21 protein-coding genes are annotated in these 20,238 nt (G+C 63.1%); 16 read left to right on the top strand and 5 right to left on the bottom strand.

Translation table 11 applies throughout. The features are described from left to right. Positions 1–142 precede the first annotated feature (142 nt). Complete coding sequence (locus ACX4ZE_RS11780; RefSeq protein ID WP_480273403.1) at positions 143–523, top strand: hypothetical protein; 381 nt, start codon at positions 143–145, stop codon at positions 521–523. Positions 524–1,028: 505 nt separating this feature from the next. Here the strand turns inward: ACX4ZE_RS11780 and ACX4ZE_RS11775 are convergent. From ACX4ZE_RS11775 to ACX4ZE_RS11765, 3 genes are all read right to left on the bottom strand, one after another. Next, positions 1,029–1,916 (bottom strand): LysR family transcriptional regulator, encoded by an 888-nt coding sequence (locus tag ACX4ZE_RS11775; protein WP_480273402.1) that lies wholly within the window; start codon positions 1,914–1,916, stop codon positions 1,029–1,031. A 407-nt stretch (positions 1,917–2,323) separates the two neighbouring features. After that, the gene (locus tag ACX4ZE_RS11770) at positions 2,324–3,151 is read right to left on the bottom strand and encodes an SDR family oxidoreductase (RefSeq protein WP_480273401.1); all 828 of its coding nucleotides are present in this window, start codon (positions 3,149–3,151) and stop codon (positions 2,324–2,326) included. Continuing rightward, entirely contained in the window at positions 3,148–4,746 is a 1,599-nt protein-coding gene (locus ACX4ZE_RS11765) for an aldehyde dehydrogenase family protein (RefSeq protein WP_480273400.1), read from the bottom strand. Before ACX4ZE_RS11765 ends, ACX4ZE_RS11770 begins: the two co-directional genes overlap by 4 nt. Before the next feature lie 186 nt (positions 4,747–4,932). On the opposite strand from ACX4ZE_RS11765, the gene ACX4ZE_RS11760 reads away from it, so the two are divergent. Then, on the top strand, positions 4,933–6,273 hold the full coding sequence (locus ACX4ZE_RS11760) for a PucR family transcriptional regulator (protein ID WP_480273399.1): 1,341 nt from the start codon (positions 4,933–4,935) through the stop codon (positions 6,271–6,273). 10 nt (positions 6,274–6,283) lie between these two features. Here the strand turns inward: ACX4ZE_RS11760 and ACX4ZE_RS11755 are convergent, their stop codons facing one another. After that, entirely contained in the window at positions 6,284–6,550 is a 267-nt protein-coding gene (locus tag ACX4ZE_RS11755) for a DUF2277 domain-containing protein (protein WP_480273398.1), read from the bottom strand. A 164-nt stretch (positions 6,551–6,714) separates the two neighbouring features. Between ACX4ZE_RS11755 and ACX4ZE_RS11750 the strand changes: the two genes are divergently transcribed. Continuing rightward, entirely contained in the window at positions 6,715–7,548 is an 834-nt protein-coding gene (locus ACX4ZE_RS11750) for a DUF1266 domain-containing protein (RefSeq protein ID WP_480273397.1), read from the top strand. Here the strand turns inward: ACX4ZE_RS11750 and ACX4ZE_RS11745 are convergent. Next, positions 7,528–8,472 carry a hypothetical protein gene (locus ACX4ZE_RS11745; RefSeq protein ID WP_480273396.1) on the bottom strand — a complete coding sequence of 315 codons (945 nt, stop codon included), beginning with the start codon at positions 8,470–8,472 and terminating at the stop codon, positions 7,528–7,530. The genes ACX4ZE_RS11750 and ACX4ZE_RS11745 overlap by 21 nt on opposite strands. Positions 8,473–8,850: 378 nt before the next feature. Between ACX4ZE_RS11745 and ftsH the strand changes: the two genes are divergently transcribed. From ftsH to ACX4ZE_RS11680, 13 genes are all read left to right on the top strand, one after another. Next, positions 8,851–11,265, top strand: coding sequence for an ATP-dependent zinc metalloprotease FtsH (gene ftsH, locus ACX4ZE_RS11740; RefSeq protein WP_480273395.1), 2,415 nt, complete (start codon positions 8,851–8,853; stop codon positions 11,263–11,265). 157 nt (positions 11,266–11,422) lie between these two features. Next, positions 11,423–12,040 (top strand): GTP cyclohydrolase I FolE, encoded by a 618-nt coding sequence (gene folE, locus ACX4ZE_RS11735; protein ID WP_480273431.1) that lies wholly within the window; start codon positions 11,423–11,425, stop codon positions 12,038–12,040. 29 nt (positions 12,041–12,069) lie between these two features. Next, positions 12,070–12,960 (top strand): dihydropteroate synthase, encoded by an 891-nt coding sequence (gene folP / locus ACX4ZE_RS11730; RefSeq protein WP_480273430.1) that lies wholly within the window; start codon positions 12,070–12,072, stop codon positions 12,958–12,960. Next, positions 12,957–13,394, top strand: a complete 438-nt coding sequence (gene folB, locus ACX4ZE_RS11725) for a dihydroneopterin aldolase (RefSeq protein WP_480273394.1) — start codon at positions 12,957–12,959, stop codon at positions 13,392–13,394. The genes folP and folB overlap by 4 nt, the downstream gene beginning before the upstream one ends. Before the next feature lie 61 nt (positions 13,395–13,455). Then, the gene (gene folK / locus ACX4ZE_RS11720) at positions 13,456–13,992 is read left to right on the top strand and encodes a 2-amino-4-hydroxy-6-hydroxymethyldihydropteridine diphosphokinase (protein WP_480273393.1); all 537 of its coding nucleotides are present in this window, start codon (positions 13,456–13,458) and stop codon (positions 13,990–13,992) included. Positions 13,993–13,994: 2 nt separating this feature from the next. Then, positions 13,995–14,465, top strand: coding sequence for a DUF3180 domain-containing protein (locus ACX4ZE_RS11715; protein ID WP_480273429.1), 471 nt, complete (start codon positions 13,995–13,997; stop codon positions 14,463–14,465). Positions 14,466–14,607: 142 nt separating this feature from the next. Then, positions 14,608–15,444, top strand: a complete 837-nt coding sequence (locus ACX4ZE_RS11710; protein WP_480273392.1) for a DUF6779 domain-containing protein — start codon at positions 14,608–14,610, stop codon at positions 15,442–15,444. A 171-nt stretch (positions 15,445–15,615) separates the two neighbouring features. Further along, complete coding sequence (locus ACX4ZE_RS11705) at positions 15,616–16,530, top strand: Rossmann-like and DUF2520 domain-containing protein (protein ID WP_480273428.1); 915 nt, start codon at positions 15,616–15,618, stop codon at positions 16,528–16,530. After that, the gene (gene panC, locus ACX4ZE_RS11700; protein ID WP_480273391.1) at positions 16,530–17,510 is read left to right on the top strand and encodes a pantoate--beta-alanine ligase; all 981 of its coding nucleotides are present in this window, start codon (positions 16,530–16,532) and stop codon (positions 17,508–17,510) included. Before ACX4ZE_RS11705 ends, panC begins: the two co-directional genes overlap by 1 nt. A 13-nt stretch (positions 17,511–17,523) precedes the next feature. Then, positions 17,524–17,943, top strand: a complete 420-nt coding sequence (gene panD, locus ACX4ZE_RS11695) for an aspartate 1-decarboxylase (RefSeq protein WP_480273390.1) — start codon at positions 17,524–17,526, stop codon at positions 17,941–17,943. A 17-nt stretch (positions 17,944–17,960) separates the two neighbouring features. Continuing rightward, positions 17,961–18,767 carry a type III pantothenate kinase gene (locus ACX4ZE_RS11690; protein ID WP_480273389.1) on the top strand — a complete coding sequence of 269 codons (807 nt, stop codon included), beginning with the start codon at positions 17,961–17,963 and terminating at the stop codon, positions 18,765–18,767. Between the two features lie 164 nt (positions 18,768–18,931). Further along, on the top strand, positions 18,932–19,528 hold the full coding sequence (locus ACX4ZE_RS11685; protein WP_480273388.1) for a cupin domain-containing protein: 597 nt from the start codon (positions 18,932–18,934) through the stop codon (positions 19,526–19,528). An 11-nt stretch (positions 19,529–19,539) separates the two neighbouring features. Then, positions 19,540–19,971, top strand: coding sequence for a rhodanese-like domain-containing protein (locus ACX4ZE_RS11680; protein ID WP_480273387.1), 432 nt, complete (start codon positions 19,540–19,542; stop codon positions 19,969–19,971). The last annotated feature ends 267 nt before the right edge of the window (positions 19,972–20,238 follow it).

Genomic DNA, 20,238 nt, shown 5'->3' with positions numbered 1-20,238 from the left:
ATCACCCGATTTCGATAAGCGAGCGACGGGGGACGACCAGTACATATCTGACGAGGCCGCGGCGGCGGACGGTTCGATCTCGACCGGCTCGATCAAGACGACCGTAGCGCGAGCAATCCGGAATGTATCTGCCGTTGAGTCGATGGACGCCTCTCCGCTTTCCGCGGCTGCCGGAATCCGGCGCCCACGTGGTCGTGCCCTCGCACCAGTTATCGAGCGTCGCCCGGCATCGATAATCGCGGCGAGCGTGCGTGATGGTTTGTTGTTTCCCAGCCGGGTAGCGGTGGACGCTTTGGCGCGGAACTCGATAGTGAGCCGGGAATCGAATGCGTTCGGGGCAGGCTCTGGCAGCATCCGGGCTACGCATCGGGCCATGGCCGAGGCCGCCGCAGTAGAACTGCGTGATGACCTCGATGTGTTGCCGTTGGCCGGTGTGCCTGTCGCAGTCGAGCCACTGTCGTGGGACTCGGCGACCGCCGTGGATCATCCCGCCCAGACTAGGCTGCGTGCTGCGGGGCGGTGATCGTCGGTCGCGTCGCCTCGGCGTGCTGTGGAGTCTTCGGCATCGCGCCGGGGCGTTTCCCCCTTGTCGATGCTCGCGTCTGTTCCAGCCAGGTCGAAAACGGTGTACTCGCGACGACGGTCGACGATGCGGCGCTGGCTCTGGCGGCCCTCGCGGCACGGCCTGATCTGACCGAGGTCGATCCGCCCGGCAGGCTCCGTATCGGGTTGGCTCTTGATCTGCCATCGCGGCTGGTCCAGCTCGACTGGCATTGGGTAGCCGCTGCCAGGAGAGCGACTTCGCTCACCGCGGCAGCAGGTCATCTCGTCGCGCCCGCTGTACTGCCCTATGGCAACGCTATGCGGGTGGTTGTCCTACACAGGCAGGTCGTAGGCGCCTGCGCCGATTCGGTGCAGGCGCAGCCGACGTGTTCGCCGCATCGTGTCCGAAGCCGACCGGCCTTCAACCAGTCGATGCCCGGGGTGCTGCGCGCGCACCCAGCCCAGCTAGAGCGGGTGGAGGCACTTCAGACGCTGACTGGGGACCGTTGTGCGGCGAATCCGCCCTCGATGGCACGACCAGCGAATTCCAGGATGGTCGGTCGATGGTCGTCGGACCGCCATGCCACAGCGAGCTCACACGGCGCGAGCCCGGAAACTGGGCGTGCAGTCAGGCCGGGCCAGCGGTACATAGGTACATTGTTCTCGGCGAGCAGGCAGACGCCGAGGCCGAGGCTTACGGCTTCCAGCCGGTCCTCGGGGGTCGCGGCCTCGGCACCGATCCTGGGTGGGCGGCCGCCGCGCCCGTCATTGCCGAGCCAGAAATCGCGCACCGCACCGGCTTCGGTAGGCAGCGCGATGAACGGTTCGTCGAGCAGATCGGCGAACTCGACAGTCGACGAGACAGCCAGCGGATGGTTTTCCGGAAGCAATACCCAGCGCGGTTCGGTGCGTAGCACTTGCCAGCGGTAGCGATTCAGCTCCGGTAGCGGCAGCCAGACCATGGCGAGGTCGGCTTGGCGGCTGGAGAGTCCGCTGGACGGGTCGGTCCATGCTGCCGAGTGCAGTGCGAGGCGATGTCCGCTCGCGCTCTCCAAATCGCTGAGCAGTCCGCGGCCGAGTGTGGCCTGGATGCCGACACGCAGCACTTCCCCCGCTTCTTTCAGCGAGATGTTGGTGCTTTCCCACAGTTCCAAGATCTTGCGGGCGCCTTCGAGTAGTTCTTTGCCCGCGACGGTCAATGCGACACTGCGCTGGTTGCGGTCGAAAAGGACTACGTCGAGCTGGCGTTCCAGCTGCCGGATCTGACGTGACAGGGTGGGTTGAGCGATGTGCAGCCGCTGAGCGGCGTTGGTGAAGTGTAGTTCCTCAGCGACGGCGACAAAATACCGCAGGTCGCGCAAGTGCGGGTCCATAGCCTCTTGCTATCAGAATCGGTCTCGATTTTCCAGCTTTATCGGGCTGAGAAGTTCATATGAAGCAGATAAACAGCCGACAGGTTTGTTAAACACAGCATATTGCTTATCGTGCCGCAGTGCACCATGTGGTTCGCCCGTGCCTCGACGTGCGCCGAGCTGCTCTGGCCGTGATTGTGTGGCCAGTCGCCTGACCAGCATTGATGGAGCTATGGTTCAAGTAGCTACGGCAGGTCGTGGTCTTTGTGTCCGCTGTGGTGGGCGGGCTGAAGATGCCTTGTGGACCAGCGGTCGCCGATGTCCGAGAAAAGATGTTAGTTTGATCACAATCGGGTCGGTACTGCTGATGGATCGCCCGCACGGCGCCGTCGCCGGATTTCAGCAGCAGCACCCTATCGTCGCGACTATCACACGTTGCGGGCGCGTTCCTCGTATGTTTTGCGTTTCTCATCTTCGGCGGCACCGAGGAACAGATGATCCGTACCGAGTGCCCGGCCGATGCGGTCGGCGAGCGGCTGTGGCAGCAAGCCTATGGTCTGGGCGATGAATCCGGCCAGAGCGGTCACCCTGACCTTGGCCTTCGGCGTGGCTATCAGCTTTGCGATGGCGTCGGCGATTTCCTCTGGTTCGGCCGCGCGCACCGGGGTGGTGAGACCGGAGCCGAGTTCGGTGTTGGTCAATGTGGGCAGCACCGAAGAGAAGTGCAGGCCGGTGCCCCGGTACTCCTCGCGGAGGGTATCAGTGAACCCGAGTACCGCGTGCTTGCTGGCGTTGTAGGTAGCCAAGCCAGGGATGTGCGACTCGCCTGCGAGCGAGGCGATATTGATGATGTGCCCGTGGTCGCGCGGCAGCATCCGGCGTAACCCCGACTTGGAGCCGAGAATCACCCCGTAGACGTTGATGTCGAGGATACGGCGGGTAACCCGATCCGGTTCGTCCACCAGCTTGCCGATCGGCATTATGCCCGCGTTGTTGATCAGTACATCGATCGGGCCTAGGGTGCGCTCCACCTCGTCGAGGAAACCTTCGAATGAGGCCTGATCGGTCACGTCGAGCTTGCCGTAGAACTCGAATTCGCGCGCCGAGCCGGATTCTTTGGCAGCGGCCTCGTCGATATCGCCGATGACGATCCGCGCACCGAGGGCCTGCAGTGCGGTAGCGGTGGCCAATCCGATCCCGCGGGCGCCGCCGGTGATAACGACTATCTTGCCTTGGACCTGCTCCGCGACGCTCATTTGTCTTCTCCCCTGAGCCTCAGGACGGCTGGAAAGTTCAGCCTACGAAGCCCGCGCGCACCGGCCGCGCGCATGGCGCTGATTGCGAGTAGGAGTTTTGGCATCGAATACGGTTGCCAGAACAATTCCTTCTGCGGGGTCGGCAGGATCGGCATGGTGATCGCCTGCTGGCGGCAGTACTTGCGTACTCCTTCGGCCCCGCCCCAGCGCGCACCGACGCCGGACAGCCTCCAGCCGCCCATCGGTAGTGCGTAGCTGAACAGGTTGGCGAATATATCGTTGATATTGACCGCACCGACGTCCAATTGCCGGGCGATTCGCGCGCCACGTTCCTTGTCGCTCGTCCAGACTGAGGCCGACAGACCGTAGACCGAGTCATTGGCCAGCTGGATCGCCTCCGCCTCATCGGCCACCTTTATGACTGGCAGCGTCGGGCCGAAAGTCTCCTCAGTGATACAGGACATGGTGTGGTCGACGTCGACAAGCACGGTCGGCTCGAACGCGGTGCCGAACCCGGCGCGCTTGCCGCCGGTCAGCACCTTCGCGCCTGCCGCGACGGCTTCCTCGACATGGCGTTGCACAGTGGCCATCTGTTGCTCATTGGCCAGCGCGCCCACGTCGTATTTCGAGTCGCGCCCATCGAGGCCTTGGCGTAGGGCCTTGACATTGGCGGTCAGTTTGGCAACGAACTCGTCGTACACCGGCGCTTCCACATATACTCGCTCAACCGAGAGGCAGACTTGTCCGGAGTTGAACATGCCGCCGAAGGTGATGCCGTGCGCGGCGCGGTCGAGGTCGGCGTCGGCCAGAACGATGGCGGGGTCCTTGCCGCCCAGTTCGAGGCTGTAGGGGATCATGCGTTCCGCACAGGCGACGGCGATCTTGCGTCCGGTCGCGGTGGAACCAGTGAACTGGAGATAGTCGACATTGTCGACTACAGCCGCTCCGGTCGCGCCGGCCCCGGTGACTACGGAGAGGACCGGTGGGGCGCCGATTTCCGTCCAGCCCGCGGCCAATTCCAGTGCCGAGAGCGGGGTCACCTCCGAAGGTTTGAGCAACACAGCCGCACCTGCGGCGAGAGCGGGGAAGGTGTCCATTACCGGCATGGCTAGCGGGAAGTTCCACGGTGTGATCACACCGACCACCGGATAGGGCCGGTAGATCGTGCTCAGCCGCTTGGCTTTGGCCAGCGGGCTATGTGGTGTGGGGTGCTCGTCTGCGAGGAATTCGCCTGCGTGGCGCGCGTAGTAGCCGATCAGATCGGCTGAGAAGCTCGGATCGATCAGGGCTTCTGCTCGGGGCTTCGCGGTCTCTGATTGCAGTACGGTGGCCAGTCGGTCGGTGTTGTCGAACAACCAATCCTGGAACTTCAGCAGCCAAGCCTTACGGCCGTCGGGACCGATCTCCCGCCATTCCGGCTGGTAGAGCCGTAGCTCACGGACTTTTGCCGCGACGACGTCAGCGGTTTCATCCGGTATCGCGCCGACGATCTTTCCGGTGCCGGGGTTACGCACTTCGATGCTGGAGGGGCCTGCGGCCTTCGTGTGGGCTGATGCTTTCTTGATCGGACCTGGGGCTGGTTCGGTATTGGTCACTGCTGCTCTCCCACTGACATGTTTTGGTCCGCGGTCTGCTGACTGCAGTGAGCCAGACCACTGAAATATGATCGTGACACAATAAGAGCGGACGTTCTTGGCCTGATTTATCAAGTGTATCGAGAATATTTATATCCAAAGTACAAATTCGGCCTGAGTAAGACGCTCGAGCAGAAGGAGGGGGCGATGGCTGTTCCGGTTTCTGATACTTCGGCGGCGACTGCGGCTGTTCCGCTGGATAGCGTGTCTCGGCCGAGCCCGGCGCCCGGTGAGGTTCGCGATTGGCTGACCGACTATGTCTATGCGACCATGCGCGTCGAGACGCTCGAACAGATCGTCACCCGGCTCGACGACGTCGTTATCGAGCGCATCCCAGAACTGACTGATCGCGATATGCGCCGCGACCTCGCGGCGAGTACCCGGGCCCATGCGCGGACCGTGCTCAGCCGCTTGGCTAGCGACACTTTCGAGTTCTCGCTCCCGGAAGAGGCACACGCGTTCGCGCGCAGTGTGGCTCGACGCGGTTTCGAGCTGCGGTTGCTCTTACGGGTCTATCACGTGGGCATGGAGGCGGTGCTCGGCTACCTGACCGAAATGATCGAGCAGCAGCAGGTACCGCCCGAGTTGGAGCGGATGGTGCTGCTGCGGCTGTTCGAGCGGGCTACCAAATGGATGAGCGCCTCGGTCGAGTTGCTCACCGACACATATATGGAAGAGCGCGAGCAAGTTCTGCGCGCCGCACTCAACCGGCGCACCGAGACCGTCCGCGCTCTGCTCGCCGGCGATGAAGTGGATGTCGGGCAGGCGTCGGTACGGTTGGGCTACCGGTTGCTGCAGAAGCATCTGGCCTTCGTATTGTGGACCGATGAACTGACCGGAGAGCCAGGATGTGCTGACGCGGAAGCGACCGGTCTGCTCGACCAGGTCGCGGCGCGGTTGGCCTCGGCCTTGGGCAGCAGCAGGATGCTCACCATCCCAATTGGAGCCAGTGCGGTGTGGGCGTGGGCGGGATTGGACGCCAGGCACGATGCGGGACTCGCGGTGCCGGGGCAGTTGGAGCGGCTGTTGGCGGCTAGGGTCGAGGCCCCGGTCCGAGTCGCCTTCGGGGTACCCGCCGGTGGGGTCGAGGGTTTTCGGCAAAGCCATCGTGAGGCTGTTGCCGCGCGGCATGTCGCTGAGCGCATGCCAGGGGGTGGCCAACGGGTCACCGGGTACCGCACAGTAGAGATCGTCTATTTGGCGGGTGCGGACGACGCGGCTATGCGTGGGCTGGTGCGGCGTGAATTGGGCGCGTTGGCGGGCCAGGATGCGAACATTGTGCGATTGCGTGAGACATTGCACGCCTACCTGCGCAGCCACCGCAGCCCGGAGGCTACAGCGAAGTTGCTCCGCGTACATAAGAACACGATCCGCTACCGCGTTCAGCAGATCGAACACCTTCTGGGATTTCCGATCGAAGAGCGCAGTCTGCCTCTGGAGATCGCATTGGATTGCGCCGCTGTCTACGGAGCCGATGCTCTGTCGTGAACCGGATCGGTTATTCCCCCGCGGCGGTTTCGCGGGCGGCGATCCGGCGAAGCGGTGGTTCGGTGGTCGGTGCGACCTTGCGGGTGGGCAGTTCGGCGAGCAATGTGGTAGTCGCCGCCGCGATGGCCGCGACAGCCCTGTCCATAGCGGGCTTGGTGGCCGAACTCAGGCCGGACACGCCACCGACCTTACGCGCGTACTGAAGTGCGGCGGCATATATCTCCTGCTCGGTCGCGGCAGGTTCCAGGCCACGCAGGACGGTGATATTTCTACACATGTCAGCACACTAGCTCCGGACTACCACAGGTGTCAGTGCGAACGGAAACCGCTGGAAAAATCGTTCACACGGTGGCCGCGTCCCCCTTGCGTCGGTGGGCGAGTCCGCAGTGGCATCCTACGAATATCGAATATCTATTGCGTGTGATAGGGGACAATCAGGACATGGCTTCACGCGGAGTGCCCACCTTGACGACGTTTTCTTATCCGGAGCTGGATGAACGGGAAGAAGACCATTGGTCCGGTGCCGCGGTCTCCGGCGATGAGCTGCGGGCACTGGCACTCGGCGCCTTCTACTCGGCGCGTTGGGATGCCTTCCATGATGCTTTGCTGCTCGGACCGGAACGCACGCATCCGCTCGGCGATCGTCGTGAGTTGGCCATTGATACGTTGACCGGTGCGTGGGGCATTACCGACGGTACTGAGGCGCAGGCATCGATGGAACAGCTGCTGGACGGCATGCACGCTCCGCTCTACGCGCTGGTGCATCCGCTTGTCATGGCTTCGATCAACGCCAGCGAACGCGACCGTTTCGGCGAGCGAGCCGATCGGCACCGAGCGTTCCTACGGCAGGTCGGTGCGTTCCGTGGCATGGACAATCCCGAGGCGCTGGTTCGTGATTACGATATCTGGGCGCAGGCGATCAAGATCGGTTTCACCGACCACCTGGTCCGGCCGCTACCCGGCGATATCCATGCCTGGGATCTGGCCAGGGTGGTCGCAGTGGCCAGGATGGCCTACACCGCAGGCTACCTGGATGCCGAGGCGGCCTGGGGCTATCTTCAGCGCGCCCTGCCGCTGGCGCAGCGCAAATACCGCAACTGGCGTCAGTTCGGGGACGCTTATCTCACCGGTTGGACCTACTGGCAGGCTTGCGAGGATTTGGCCGAGCTGAAGAACGGCGGTGTCGATCGTCGCAAGGAGCTGCTGCGGTTGTGGCTACGCCCCACCAGCCCGTGGCGGCGGATCGCATTGAACTCAGCTCCGATCGGGGAGTGAGCGCAGAATGCCGCGCCCGTAGCGTTGGAACTGCGCGTCGTCGACCATACCGAGGGAGTGGCGCTCCACCAGCAACTCCCATTCCGAATACAACTGGGCGACCCCGGGATCCGCAGGCCTGATGGCGCCATCGGCGGATTCGCGATGTACTGCGAAGTTCACCGCGCAGGTGATCCGTTCGGTGTCGGTGCTATCAGTGCCTGCGAAGCACAGGGTCCGGCTGCCGTCGTACACCTCGATACTCGTCATGCCATGTTCGGTGTCGATCTCGCCGGAGCCCGCGGCGGGTGTGTCAATGGTATTCGTCCACATGATCAACGAAATGGGCAGTTCGTGGGCATAGCGGGTTGCGCAGGTAGAGATGAACAGCAGCCGTCTTGTCGTCACTGCCAAGAGGCCGGGACCGGTGCCGGCTGGTGGCAGCGCGTTCACGACGGTGGCCTCCAGCACGTACTCATCCGGCATCACGTAGTGGTGCAGGGCCGCTATCGCCTGTTTCGTGTCGCGTCGTGATGTCATCTTGCGCGCGGCCCGGTCCACGTCCGCGCGGTTGGGACCGCCTTTACCCCAAGTGGGGGTGGGGGGACATAGATCGGGGGCTGTCACGTCGATGCGTTGGGTCGCCGTAATGTGCGTATTGATCCGGTCGACGATCTCGGTGGCCGCGTGGACGTCATGCTCGGCGATCAAGACTGGCAACGGCGTGCGATCAGCGGGTACGCCGGTGAGCACAGGCTTCGGGTACCGCAGGTAGATCTCGATGACAACTGCGTCGTCCGCCCGCCGGTTCAAACGGACCTTGAGCAGGTCCGAAACCGGAACATCGAGCACACGCTCGCCGCCGGATCCGGGTCGCAGAACGATCAACCTGCCGTGACCGTGCCGCAGTATCGCTGTGGGTGTCCTTAACTCGACTATGTCCATACCCCCTGCGTTCGTGTCCGATTCGCAGTGCTCCAGGGCGCTTTCGTGGTCACGTGAGCTACCGCTTCCGTGACTGTTGTTCGCGCCGCGATATTGTGTCGTCGCTCACGATAGGCGGAACATGTCATGATTGTTGCCACTTGGAGATTGTTGCCACTTGGAGGAAGTCGGACAGGAGATGTCGGGAACCACCTACGTTCCCTGCTCGTTTACCTCTTCAACTGCACCTGCAGCCGAACTATGCGATGTATCGAATAGACCGTACGCGGTAACGTGGCATGTCCGCATCCGGACCCTCGCGGAACCGGATACGCCAGACGCATCGCTAGGCAAGAACCGGAGACACCGGAAAGGACTGGCCGCCCCGGCCGACGCTCTATGAACCGCAAGACTGTGTTTCGCACCCTGGCCGTAGTCTCGGGCATTCTGCTCGTGATCTATGCGTTCAGCTACTTCGGCAACGACACGCGGGGCTGGAAGAGCGTCGATACGTCGGTCGCCCTGAGCCAGCTGGAGAACAAGAGCAACGTCAAGAACGTTCAGATCGACGACCGCGAACAGCAACTGCGCATCGAGCTGAAGAACGGCAACGACGCCACCGGCGGTCAAACCAAGATCATCGCCAAGTACCCGGGCGGTAGCGAGACTTCCGCGCAGATATTCCAGGCTGTGAAGAACTCCGGCGCCGACTACAACACCGTGGTCAAGCAGGAGAGCTGGTTCACTCAGATCTTGCTGTTCGTGCTGCCGATGGTGATCCTGCTCGGTCTGTTCATCTTCGTAATGGCCCGTATGCAGGGCGGTGGCCGCGGCGGCATGATGGGCTTCGGTAAATCGAAAGCCAAACAGCTGTCCAAGGACATGCCCAAGACCACGTTCGCCGACGTGGCCGGGGCCGATGAGGCGGTCGAGGAACTCTACGAGATCAAGGACTTCCTGCAGAACCCCGTCCGTTATCAGGCGCTCGGGGCCAAAATTCCCAAGGGCGTCCTGCTCTACGGCCCACCGGGCACGGGTAAGACCCTGCTGGCTCGCGCTGTCGCGGGTGAGGCTGGTGTGCCGTTCTTCACCATCTCCGGCTCGGACTTCGTCGAGATGTTCGTCGGTGTGGGTGCCTCCCGAGTACGGGATCTGTTCGAGCAGGCCAAGCAGAACAGCCCCTGCATTATCTTCGTCGACGAGATCGACGCGGTCGGTCGTCAACGCGGCGCCGGCCTCGGCGGCGGTCACGACGAGCGTGAGCAAACCCTCAACCAGCTCTTGGTCGAGATGGACGGCTTCGGCGATCGCACCGGCATCATCTTGATCGCCGCGACCAACCGCCCTGACATCCTCGATCCAGCACTGCTGCGCCCGGGGCGATTCGACCGACAGATTCCGGTCAGCAATCCCGATCTCGCCGGGCGTCGCGCCATCCTCCGGGTGCACTCGCAAGGTAAGCCGATTGCACCGGAGACCGATTTGGACGGGCTGGCCAAGCGCACCGTTGGTATGTCCGGCGCGGATCTGGCCAATGTGATCAATGAGGCCGCATTACTCACCGCTCGCGAGAACGGCGCGGTGATCACCGGTGAATCGCTGGAGGAATCGGTCGATCGGGTGATCGGCGGCCCGCGCCGCAAGAGCCGGATCATCAGCGAGCACGAAAAGAAGATCACCGCATACCATGAAGGTGGCCATACCCTGGCCGCGTGGGCCATGCCGGATATCGAGCCGGTGTATAAGGTCACCATCTTGGCGCGCGGCCGCACCGGCGGACATGCCATGACGGTGCCCGAAGACGACAAGGGGCTGATGACCCGTTCGGAGATGATCGCCCGCCTGGTCATGGCGATGGGCGGTCGTGCGGCCGAGGAGCTGGTGTTCCATGAGCCGACCACCGGCGCGTCCTCAGATATCGACCAGGCCACCAAGATCGCTCGTGCGATGGTCACCGAGTACGGCATGAGCGCTCGGCTCGGCGCGGTCAGGTACGGCCAGGAGCAGGGAGATCCGTTCCTCGGCCGTTCGATGGGGATGGGTTCGGAATATTCGCATGAAGTGGCGGGCGCGATCGATGAAGAGGTGCGCAATCTGATCGAGGCCGCGCATACCGAGGCGTGGTCGATTCTCAACGAGTACCGCGATGTGCTCGACGAACTAGCCACTGCGCTGCTGGAGCGGGAGACCTTGCATCGCAAGGACCTCGAGCAGATCCTTGCCTCGGTGCATAAGCGTCCGCGGATCACTGCGTTCAACGACTTCGGCGACCGTGTCCCCTCGGACAAACCGCCGGTGAAGACCCCGGGAGAGTTGGCTGCCGAGCGTGGTGAGACATGGCCGCCGGAACCGATGACGAAACCCGTGCCCGCGGCCGCGCAGCGTGAGCAGCAGGTAGCCAATGGCTATCCGCCGGGAGGCAGTTACGGTGCGCCGCCACAGTACGGTCGCTCGCCCGCGCCCGGCTATCCCCTGCCGCAAGCGTCTGCCCCGGGCTATCCACGCCAGGGCACGCATGGTTCGCGCCCGGACTATGGCGCTCCCGCAGGGTGGTCCGCTCCCGGCTGGCCACCGCGGGACGAGTCGCAGGGACAGCCGGCCGGCTGGGGCGACCCGCAGCAGCCCGGTTACCCGCAGCAACCCAGTTACCCACAGTGGGGTCCTCCACAAGAGGGGCCGCAGCAGAGTGCGCCTGCGGAGGGCTACGGCCAGGGTGGGTATGGCGATCATGGTGGCAATAAAGAGCAGCACCACGCCAATCCGAATGGTGAAGGGCAAAACGGCGAGTGGGATGGACCAAACGGTCGACACTGACGAGCGCCGATTAGGCTCGACTCGGGGGTGCCCAGCAATGACAGGCACCCCGAGATTTTGGAGGTGTCCTCGATTGTCGGCCAACAACCACGATGGTGGTTACATCCTCGCTCAGGCGGATAACCTCGCCTCGGCGGATAACGCCGAATCCCGCGGCATGGGTGCGGGCATCGTCGAGCCGGGGCAGGTCGCATTGGAAACTGGCAGGTCATTCGATCAGAGACGCGCCGAAGCCGCAGTACGGGAGTTGCTGATAGCCGTTGGCGAGGATCCCGATCGGCCCGGCTTGCGTGAGACACCCGCCCGTGTCGCGCGCGCGTACCGTGAGACCTTCGCCGGGCTCTACGTGGAACCGGACTCGGTGCTCGACACCGTATTCGACGAAGGACATCAGGAGCTCGTGCTGGTCCGGGACATTCCGATGTATTCAACCTGCGAGCATCACCTCGTGTCGTTCCATGGTGTCGCCCACGTCGGTTACATCCCCGGCCCGCACGGCCGGGTCACCGGTCTGTCCAAGCTGGCCAGGCTGGTCGATCTCTACGCCAAGCGGCCCCAGGTACAAGAGCGTCTGACCAGCCAGATTGCCGAAGCGGTTATGCGCAAGCTCGATCCGCGCGGCGCGATCGTGGTAGTCGAAGCCGAACACCTCTGTATGGCGATGCGTGGTATTCGCAAGCCGGGCGCGAGCACTACCACTTCCGCCGTGCGCGGACTACTCCAGTCCAACGCCGCCTCGCGTGCCGAGGCGCTCGATCTCATCCTGCGGAAGTGAGCGAGGCCAGCGCGCGCGGGCTTGCGAGCGTGAGCGTACGCGGCGGTCGTTGCTGTGCGGTGCTGGGGGTAGTGAACGTCACCAGCGATTCGTTCTCTGATGGCGGTAGATATCTAGCTCCCGAAGCGGCTATCGCGCATGGTGTGCGGCTCTACGCGGCGGGCGCGGACATCATCGATGTCGGTGGGGAGTCGACTAGACCAGGTGCTATGCGTGTTGACGCGGCTACCGAGGTCGCACGGGTGCTACCGGTTATCCGCGGCCTGGTCGAGGCCGGCGTGCCGACCAGCGTTGATACTATGCGGGCCGTTGTAGCCGAGGCCGCGATCGAAGCCGGGGTATCGGTGGTGAACGATGTTTCCGGTGGCCGCGCCGATCCCGACATGGTTCGGGTGATCGCCTCCGCTCAGGTCCCGTGGATTCTTATGCACTGGCGGGCGGGTGCCGACTACCGGCATACCGGTCCCGCGGACCACTATGACGACGTTGTTGCCGAGGTACTCGCCGAATTGATCACCCAGGTCGACCTGGCTGTGGCGGCGGGGGTGGACTCCTCTCGGCTGATCCTCGACCCTGGGTTGGGTTTCGCGAAGAACGCCCAGCACAATTGGGCACTGCTGGGCGCGTTGCCCGAACTGGTCGCCGCCGGGCTGCCGATCCTGATAGGTGCCTCGCGTAAGCGCTTCCTCGGCACGTTGCTCGCAGGCGATGTGGGGCCGCGTCCACCAGAGGGTCGCGAGACAGCCACTGCGACTATTTCCGCGCTCGCCGCCCTACACGGCGCGTGGGGAGTGCGCGTGCACGATGTGCGTTCTTCGCTGGACGCGATCACTGTCGCCACCGCGTGGCAGAACGCCGTACGACAGCGTGCCGCACGATATGACATCACTCGACCGATCGTTGAAGGAGCGTACCGATGAACCGGTCCCCGGTTCGTACCGAAGATGATGCGCTGTCGCGAAGTTCGTCACTCCGGTTTGGCGACGATCGAATCGAGCTGCGTGGCCTGCGTGTTTATGGGCAGCACGGCGTATTCGAGCATGAGCGCCGCGACGGTCAGGAATTCGTAATCGACCTGACAGTGTGGGTAGATCTCACCGCTGCCGCGGCATCCGACGATTTGGCGGCTACCGTCGACTACGGCGCGCTGGCCGAGCGCGCGGTGCGTATCGTGCAGGGCAGGCCGCGCAACCTCATCGAGACGGTGGCAGCGGAGATTGCCGACGACATGATGACCGATCCACGAATCGGGGCGGTCGAGGTGGTTGTGCATAAGCCCGCCGCGCCGATCCCGCACGCTTTCGCCGATGTTCGTGTAGTCACCTCGCGTTACCGGGATAAGGCCGTTGAATGAGTAGACGAAATCTTGACGCAGCTTCTCCTCGGACTGGGCCGAGCTCTGTGGGAGACCGTCGATGACCCGTGCGGTGCTGTCTATCGGCTCGAACCTGGGTGATCGGCTTGCTCATCTGCGAAGTGTTCTGGATGGACTGGGACATCGGGTGCTAGCCGTTTCCCCAGTGTATTCAACCCCGCCTTGGGGGGGTGTTCCGCAGGGGGACTATCTCAACGCCGCAGTGCTGGTAACAGACCAGGCCTTTGACTGTATGGACTGGCTGCGTCGTGGCCAAGAGCTGGAGGAGGCCGCGGGGCGAGTCCGTGATGAGCGATGGGGAGCGCGGACGCTCGACGTGGATGTCGTGTGGTGCGCGCGGCTACGCGACGGCGTGTCGGTCGCTTGCCGTAGTACCGATCCAGAGCTGATCCTGCCGCATCCGCAGGCGCATCGTCGGGCCTTCGTCCTGGTGCCGTGGTTGGATGTGGCGCCGGACGCGGTGTTAGAGGTCGATGGCGGAGCACACACTGTCGCGGATCTGTTGGCGCGGCTCGATCCGGCCGAGCGGGCCGGTGTGCGCCGAACCGAGTTCTCGCTGACGGGTGCGACATCGTGAAGCTGAAGCCGACTCGCGTCCTAGACCTGGTGGCGAACGTACTTGTCGCTGCGATTGTCGCGTGGATCGCCACCAGAATGGCCTACGACAATTTTCCGCCGATCTCGATTTTCGCGGGTGCCTCACTCTATCCGGTGGCCGTCATCGAAGTTGTACTCGCTTTCGTGATTCGAGCCAGAGTCAACGATCACCAGATCGGTGATGGTCGCCACCAACTGCATCCGATCACCGCCGCTCGCGCCGTCGCGTTGGCCAAGGCATCGGTGCAGGTGGGATCTATCGCAGGCGGTGTTTGGCTCGGCTTCTTATGCTGGATTCTTCCGCAGCGTGGTACTGTGCGCGCGGCGGCTGCCGACAGTCCGGGTGCGATTGTCGGGATGTTGGCGGGGGTGGCTTTGGTTGTCGCGGCTCTATGGCTGGAGTACTGTTGTCGCGCTCCGGACGAGCCCACCGATGATGCGGCAACTACGTAGCTAGTTTTTCGAGCAGACTTACGCAATCGGAATCTGCGCATGGCGCGTTGTTTTGGATACTCTGGCTGACATGGTCTCACCTTCCCGGAGCAGCACCTCTCGCCGACAGCGGGATGACGTGGGAAGATTTTTCATTGGCGTCTTGATCGCCTTGGGACTGGTTGCCAGTATTTTCCTGGTATTCAGTGACAATGTGCACTTCGTTCGGGTAGGTCTGATCGCAGCATTATGGGCCGCGACCATCGGTGCGCTGGCCGCGACAAGGTATCGCAAGGAAGCGACGATCGACAAGGCCAAGGTCCGCGATATGCAGACGGTCTATGAGTTGCAACTGGAGCGGGAGGTCACCGCGCGGCGCGAGTACGAACTCGGTATCGAGGCCAGGATCCGAGAAGAAGTGGGAGCCGACGTGGCCGAACTCGTGGCGCTGCGCGCGGAGCTCACCGTGCTTCGGCAGAGCCTGCAACGGCTGTTCGACGGGGAGCTGCCGATGGATCGCCCAGCATTGCGGGCCGATGCGACCAGAATCCAAGAGCTGACCAGCCCGAGTGGAGAATCGGCCGACAATGGCGCCGAAAACGCCGAGATCTGGTCTGTCTTCGCTGATAAACAACAGGGCAGCGGCTCTATGCCGATCTTCGCCGGTCCTTTCGATGAGCCGGTCACCGCCGAGACCACCATCCTCTCCTCCGAAAGTGACGACTCCGGACCCGCTGATGTCGAGCAGACCGGGTTCACTCAGACGGGTGGCTGGGAAGAGGTGCTCGCTGGGACTGTGGACGAGTCACCCGACGAACCCCGGTCGCAGCAGGACAGGCAGCCCGAGCCGCGCCAAAAAACTGTGCGACAACAACCTTCCGCGCCCATAGTGGGCACGTCGAGCAGGCGGAACAGGCGCAGGGCCGACGACGAGATGCCGGAGCATCGGCTCTCCGTCGCGGAGATTATGGCCAACCTGCAGTCCGAAGGACGGCAATAGCCCTGCAGTCAGCGTGTCCGACGGCAGTGCGGCCTATATCACGTGCCCCCCGGTGGCATCGGCCTGCGGCGTGCCGATATCCTCGCACCGTACCGTCCGGTACCCGCATGGCGGGACTGGAACGAGATCGAGAGGACGCCGTTGACCTCGAGAAGTGTCAATTCCGACGACATGATGTCGGACTGTGACCTGGCCCCCGCCCGTTTGACTGTGGGCATCGTTTCGGCGGGACGTGTCGGCTCGGCACTGGGTGCCGCGCTGGAGCGTGCCGGCCATGTGGTGTTCGGTGTGTGTGCGGTCTCCGATGCCTCGGTGTGCCGCGCCAGGACCCGGCTGCCGGATTCGGAGATCTTGCCGATCGAAGAGGTGGCCGCGCACAGCGAGCTGCTGCTGCTCGCAGTACCAGATGTCGAACTCGCTGGTCTGGTACGGGGCCTGGCCGGTGCCGGCGTCGTCCGGCCGAGCGCTATCGTGGCGCACACTTCCGGCGCGAACGGTATCGGGGTACTCGACCCGCTTACCGAGATCGGCGCGCTTCCGCTGGCGATCCACCCTGCCATGACCTTCACCGGTCACGAGGAGGACCTGGCCCGGCTGGGCAATGCCTGTTTCGGCATCACCGCGGCCGATGAGGTCGGTTATGCCATCGCGCAATCGTTGGTGATCGAGATGGGCGGCGAGCCGGTCCGGGTGCCGGAGGAACACCGACCGCTGTATCACGCCGCGCTTGTGCACGGCTGCGGAAACCTGCTGACAGTGGTTCTCGATGCACTGACCATGCTACGGACCGCGTTGGCAGGCCAAGGACTGCTCGGTCAGCAGGTGGTCGACGATCAGCCGGGTGGTTTGGCCGAACGCTTGCTCGCTCCTTTGGCCTCGGCCGCGCTGGACAACGCGTTACGCCGGGGACAAGCTGGTCTGACTGGACCCGTCGCCCGTGACGACGCTGACGCGGTGGCCGCGCATCTGGCGGCATTGGCACCGGTGGACCCTCGGCTGACCGAGGGGTATCGGGCATTGTCGCTGCGCACTGCGGAAAGGGCGGGTACGGCCCCCGCTGTCATCGAGCTCTTGGAAGGACGTTGATGTTCGATCCGAAATTGCACGGCGCATACCGACCCGGTGAGCTGACCGTGCACAATGATCCCGCGGTGATCGGCGCCGTATCCCGCGCCCTGCGCGGCGTCGGTCGCACGGTAGCTCTGGTTCCGACGATGGGCGCGCTACATGAGGGCCACCTGGAGATCGTGCGGGCGGCGAAGCGGACCAACCAGGTGGTCATCGTCTCGATCTTTGTCAACCCTTTGCAGTTCAGCGCGAACGAGGATTTGGACAATTACCCTCGCACCTTGGACTCCGATGTCGAGCTGTTGCGCGCGGAGGGAGTCGATCTGGTATTCGCGCCGAGTGTGTCCGATATGTATCCAGACGGTCCGCGCACTGCGGTGCACCCAGGTCCGCTCGGGACCGAATTGGAAGGGGCCAGCCGTTCGACCCATTTCGCCGGCGTGCTCACTGTGATCGCCAAACTGCTACAGATCGCATGCCCCACCGAGGCCCTTTTCGGTGAGAAGGACTACCAGCAGCTCACACTGATCCGGCAACTGGTTCGCGATCTGAACTTCGACGTGAAGATCACCCCCGTGGTCACTGTACGCGAACCCGATGGCCTGGCGATGTCCTCGCGTAATCGCTATCTCGATGCGGCGCAGCGCGAATCGGCGCTTGCGTTGTCGGCAGCACTGGTGGCGGGCAAGCACGCGGGTGGTCTGGGCCCTGATGCGGTGCGCGCCGCCGCCAAGCAGGTGCTCGATGCTGCTCGAGGTATCGAGCTCGACTATCTGGAGTTGCGTTCGGCAGACCTCGGGCCCGCGCCGATGAGTGGGAACGCCAGATTATTGATCGCGGCGAGGGTCGGCACCACCCGGCTCATCGACAATATCGCCGTCGCACTCGGTGTTCCGAGCGATAACCACTCTCATGCCCGCGGTTCGTATTCCGACGCGGACACTGCCCACCCTGCCCCGACGGTGCCAGTTCCCGCCCCGCTCCCTCCCACGAACTAGAAAGGGCGCCACCATGCTGCGCACCATGATGAAATCGAAAATCCACCGCGCCACCGTGACACACGCCGATCTGCATTATGTGGGATCAGTCACCGTGGACCAGGATCTGCTCGATGCGGCAGACCTGTTGGAAGGTGAACAGGTCTGCATCGTCGACATCGATAACGGCGCCCGGTTGGAGACCTACATCATCGCGGGAGAGCGGGGTTCCGGCGTGATCGGCATCAACGGCGCTGCTGCCCATCTGGTCCATCCAGGCGATCTGGTGATTTTGATCGCCTATGGTCAGCTGAACGAGCAGGAACTGATGGGGTACAACCCAAGGGTTGTGTTCGTCGATGAGCGAAATCGCCTGGTCGAGCTGGGTTCGGACCCGGCGCACGCACCAGAGAGCTCGGGTTTGGCCTCGCCGCGCGGTCTGTCCTTCGTCTGAGGACCGGCGGCCGGAGCATGCTACTGACTATCGATGTTCGCAATACCAGTATTGAACTCGGTCTGTTCTCGGGCACCGGAGCACATTCGACATTGGTGCGGCACTGGCGCATGCACACCAACCCGTTGCTGACTGCTGACGAATTCGCCATGCAGGTGCGTGGGCTGGTCGGTAAGCAGCTGGACGAGGTGATCGGCGTCAGTGCGCTCTCGACCGTACCGCCGGTACTGCGCGAGTTGCGCGGCATGCTCAGTCAGTACTGGGGGCATGTGCCGCACGTGTTGGTGGAACCTGGTGTGCGCACGGGCATTCCGCTGCTGGTCGACAACCCGAAAGAAATCGGCGCGGATCGTATCGTCAATTGTCTTGCTGCCTATCAGCGATATTCCTCTCCCGCGATTGTTGTCGACTTCGGCACTGCGATCTGTGTGGATCTGGTATCCGAGAAGGGTGAGTTCCTCGGCGGGATTATCGCTCCTGGCGTGGAGATTTCCACCGAAGCGCTGGTGGAACGTAGTGCGTTGCGACGAGCCGAGTTGACCAAGCCGCGTTCGGTGCTGGGGAAGAACAGTATGGAATGCATGCAGTCCGGTGCGGTATTCGGTTTCGCCGGATTGGTGGATGGGCTGATCGATCGAATTCGCGACGAGTTCGATGCTTTCTCCGGCGACGATGTCGCGGTGGTGGCGACCGGTACGACCGCGCCGTTGATCGTCCCGGAATCGGAGACGATCGACCAGCACGATCCGTATCTCACGTTGACTGGTCTGCGGCTAGTGTACGAGCGTAACCAGCGCCGCAAGGGAAATTTGTGGCCCATGTGATGTGGGACTCACCGCAGGTCGAACATACCGCGCTGCGGCCTGCTATCCTGTCGCTCGTGTCTTCTAGCGTGAGTGCCCAGGAGTGTTGTCGAGGCTGACACGCCTCGACCGATCGAGGCTGAGTATCTGCCCTCGACCGATTTAATTTTCCTGGAGCTCCCCTCATGCGCTCTTCTGTTTCCGTCATCTCCCACGTCCGTAATTCCTTTTCGGCTGTCCTGTCGCTGGAGCGATCGGTCGGTCTCGTGTCTCCGAATCGGCTTCGCCCGTCCGGTCTGCTGAAGTCGACCGATGAATGCACCGAAAGTGTGTTGGCCGGCCGCTATGGACACCTGCTTGCCTCGAGTGGTCATCGGCCGCTGGAGGAGCGCTGGGCAACTAGGTTACCGGTCGACGATGAGGCCGACTTCTGGCTGATCAGTTGGGTGCCGGGCAAGTCAACCGGGTTACACGACCATGTCGGATCGCTCGAGGCACTGACTGTGCTCAGAGGCGCGTTGTCGGAATATCGATGGGGCGGAACGGAATTGCATTACCGCACGCTGATGGTGAGTGGTCGGGCGGCATTCCGGATCGGTTGGTCACACAACATTGTGCGCGCATCCGCAGGTGTTTCCGGTGCTGCCGAATCCGCCTACCCCCTTGATCGGACACTGAGCGTGCCTGCCCATTCCCCGCCGCTCATCGCAATGTCGCATTACGAGGTGACCTGTCACGGCACCCCGCTATCTACTCATATTATCCGTACTGAACAGCCCTAAGGTGATAGGTGATGACCCGTTCGACTATCGATCGGATGTTGGAGAACACACGGGCCCGGTCGGCCCGGACCCACATCTTCGAATTACCGGAAGCGATCGCGCGTGGCGCCGTTCTGGTAGATATCCGGCCTCAGGCGCAACGGGAGTGCGAGGGCATCCTACCTGGTGCCTTGGTGATCGAGCGCAATGTGCTGGAATGGCGTCTGGACCCATCCAGCGCTGCTCGGCTGGCGCTGGCCACCGACCACAGGATGGAGTGGATCGTTGTTTGCTCCGAGGGGTACACCTCCAGTTCGGCCGCTGCCGCACTGCGACAGCTCGGATTGCGTCGGGCGACTGATCTAGTCGGTGGCTATCAGGCATTGAAGGCAGCGGGATTGCTGAACGTCGCCATGCATGCGTCGCACTTCGTGCGCGAGGTCGCCGCGCTCGTCTCATTGTAATTCTCCTCCCAGCTTTCCCGAACCGAATTATTCGGGTGCGCAGGTGCTTTCGGCTTCGCAAGATCCACAGCCGATTTCTTCTCCCTGGTCAGTAGCCGGGTTGTCCGAACAAGTGATGGAATCGAGACCGTTTCGTTACGCTATGCGCTAAAGCCTGGGTGGCTCGCAAAACGATTTCTGGTGCACGCTAGGGTTGCTCGTCGTGAGCACTCCCAACTCCGCATTCTCCAGCGTATCGTCATCGGATTCGAGGCCCACTGCGGCGAC

The sequence above is a fragment of the Nocardia sp. TBRC8007 genome (genome assembly GCF_056629435.1).
This window is presented reverse-complemented; position numbering and strand designations above follow the sequence as displayed.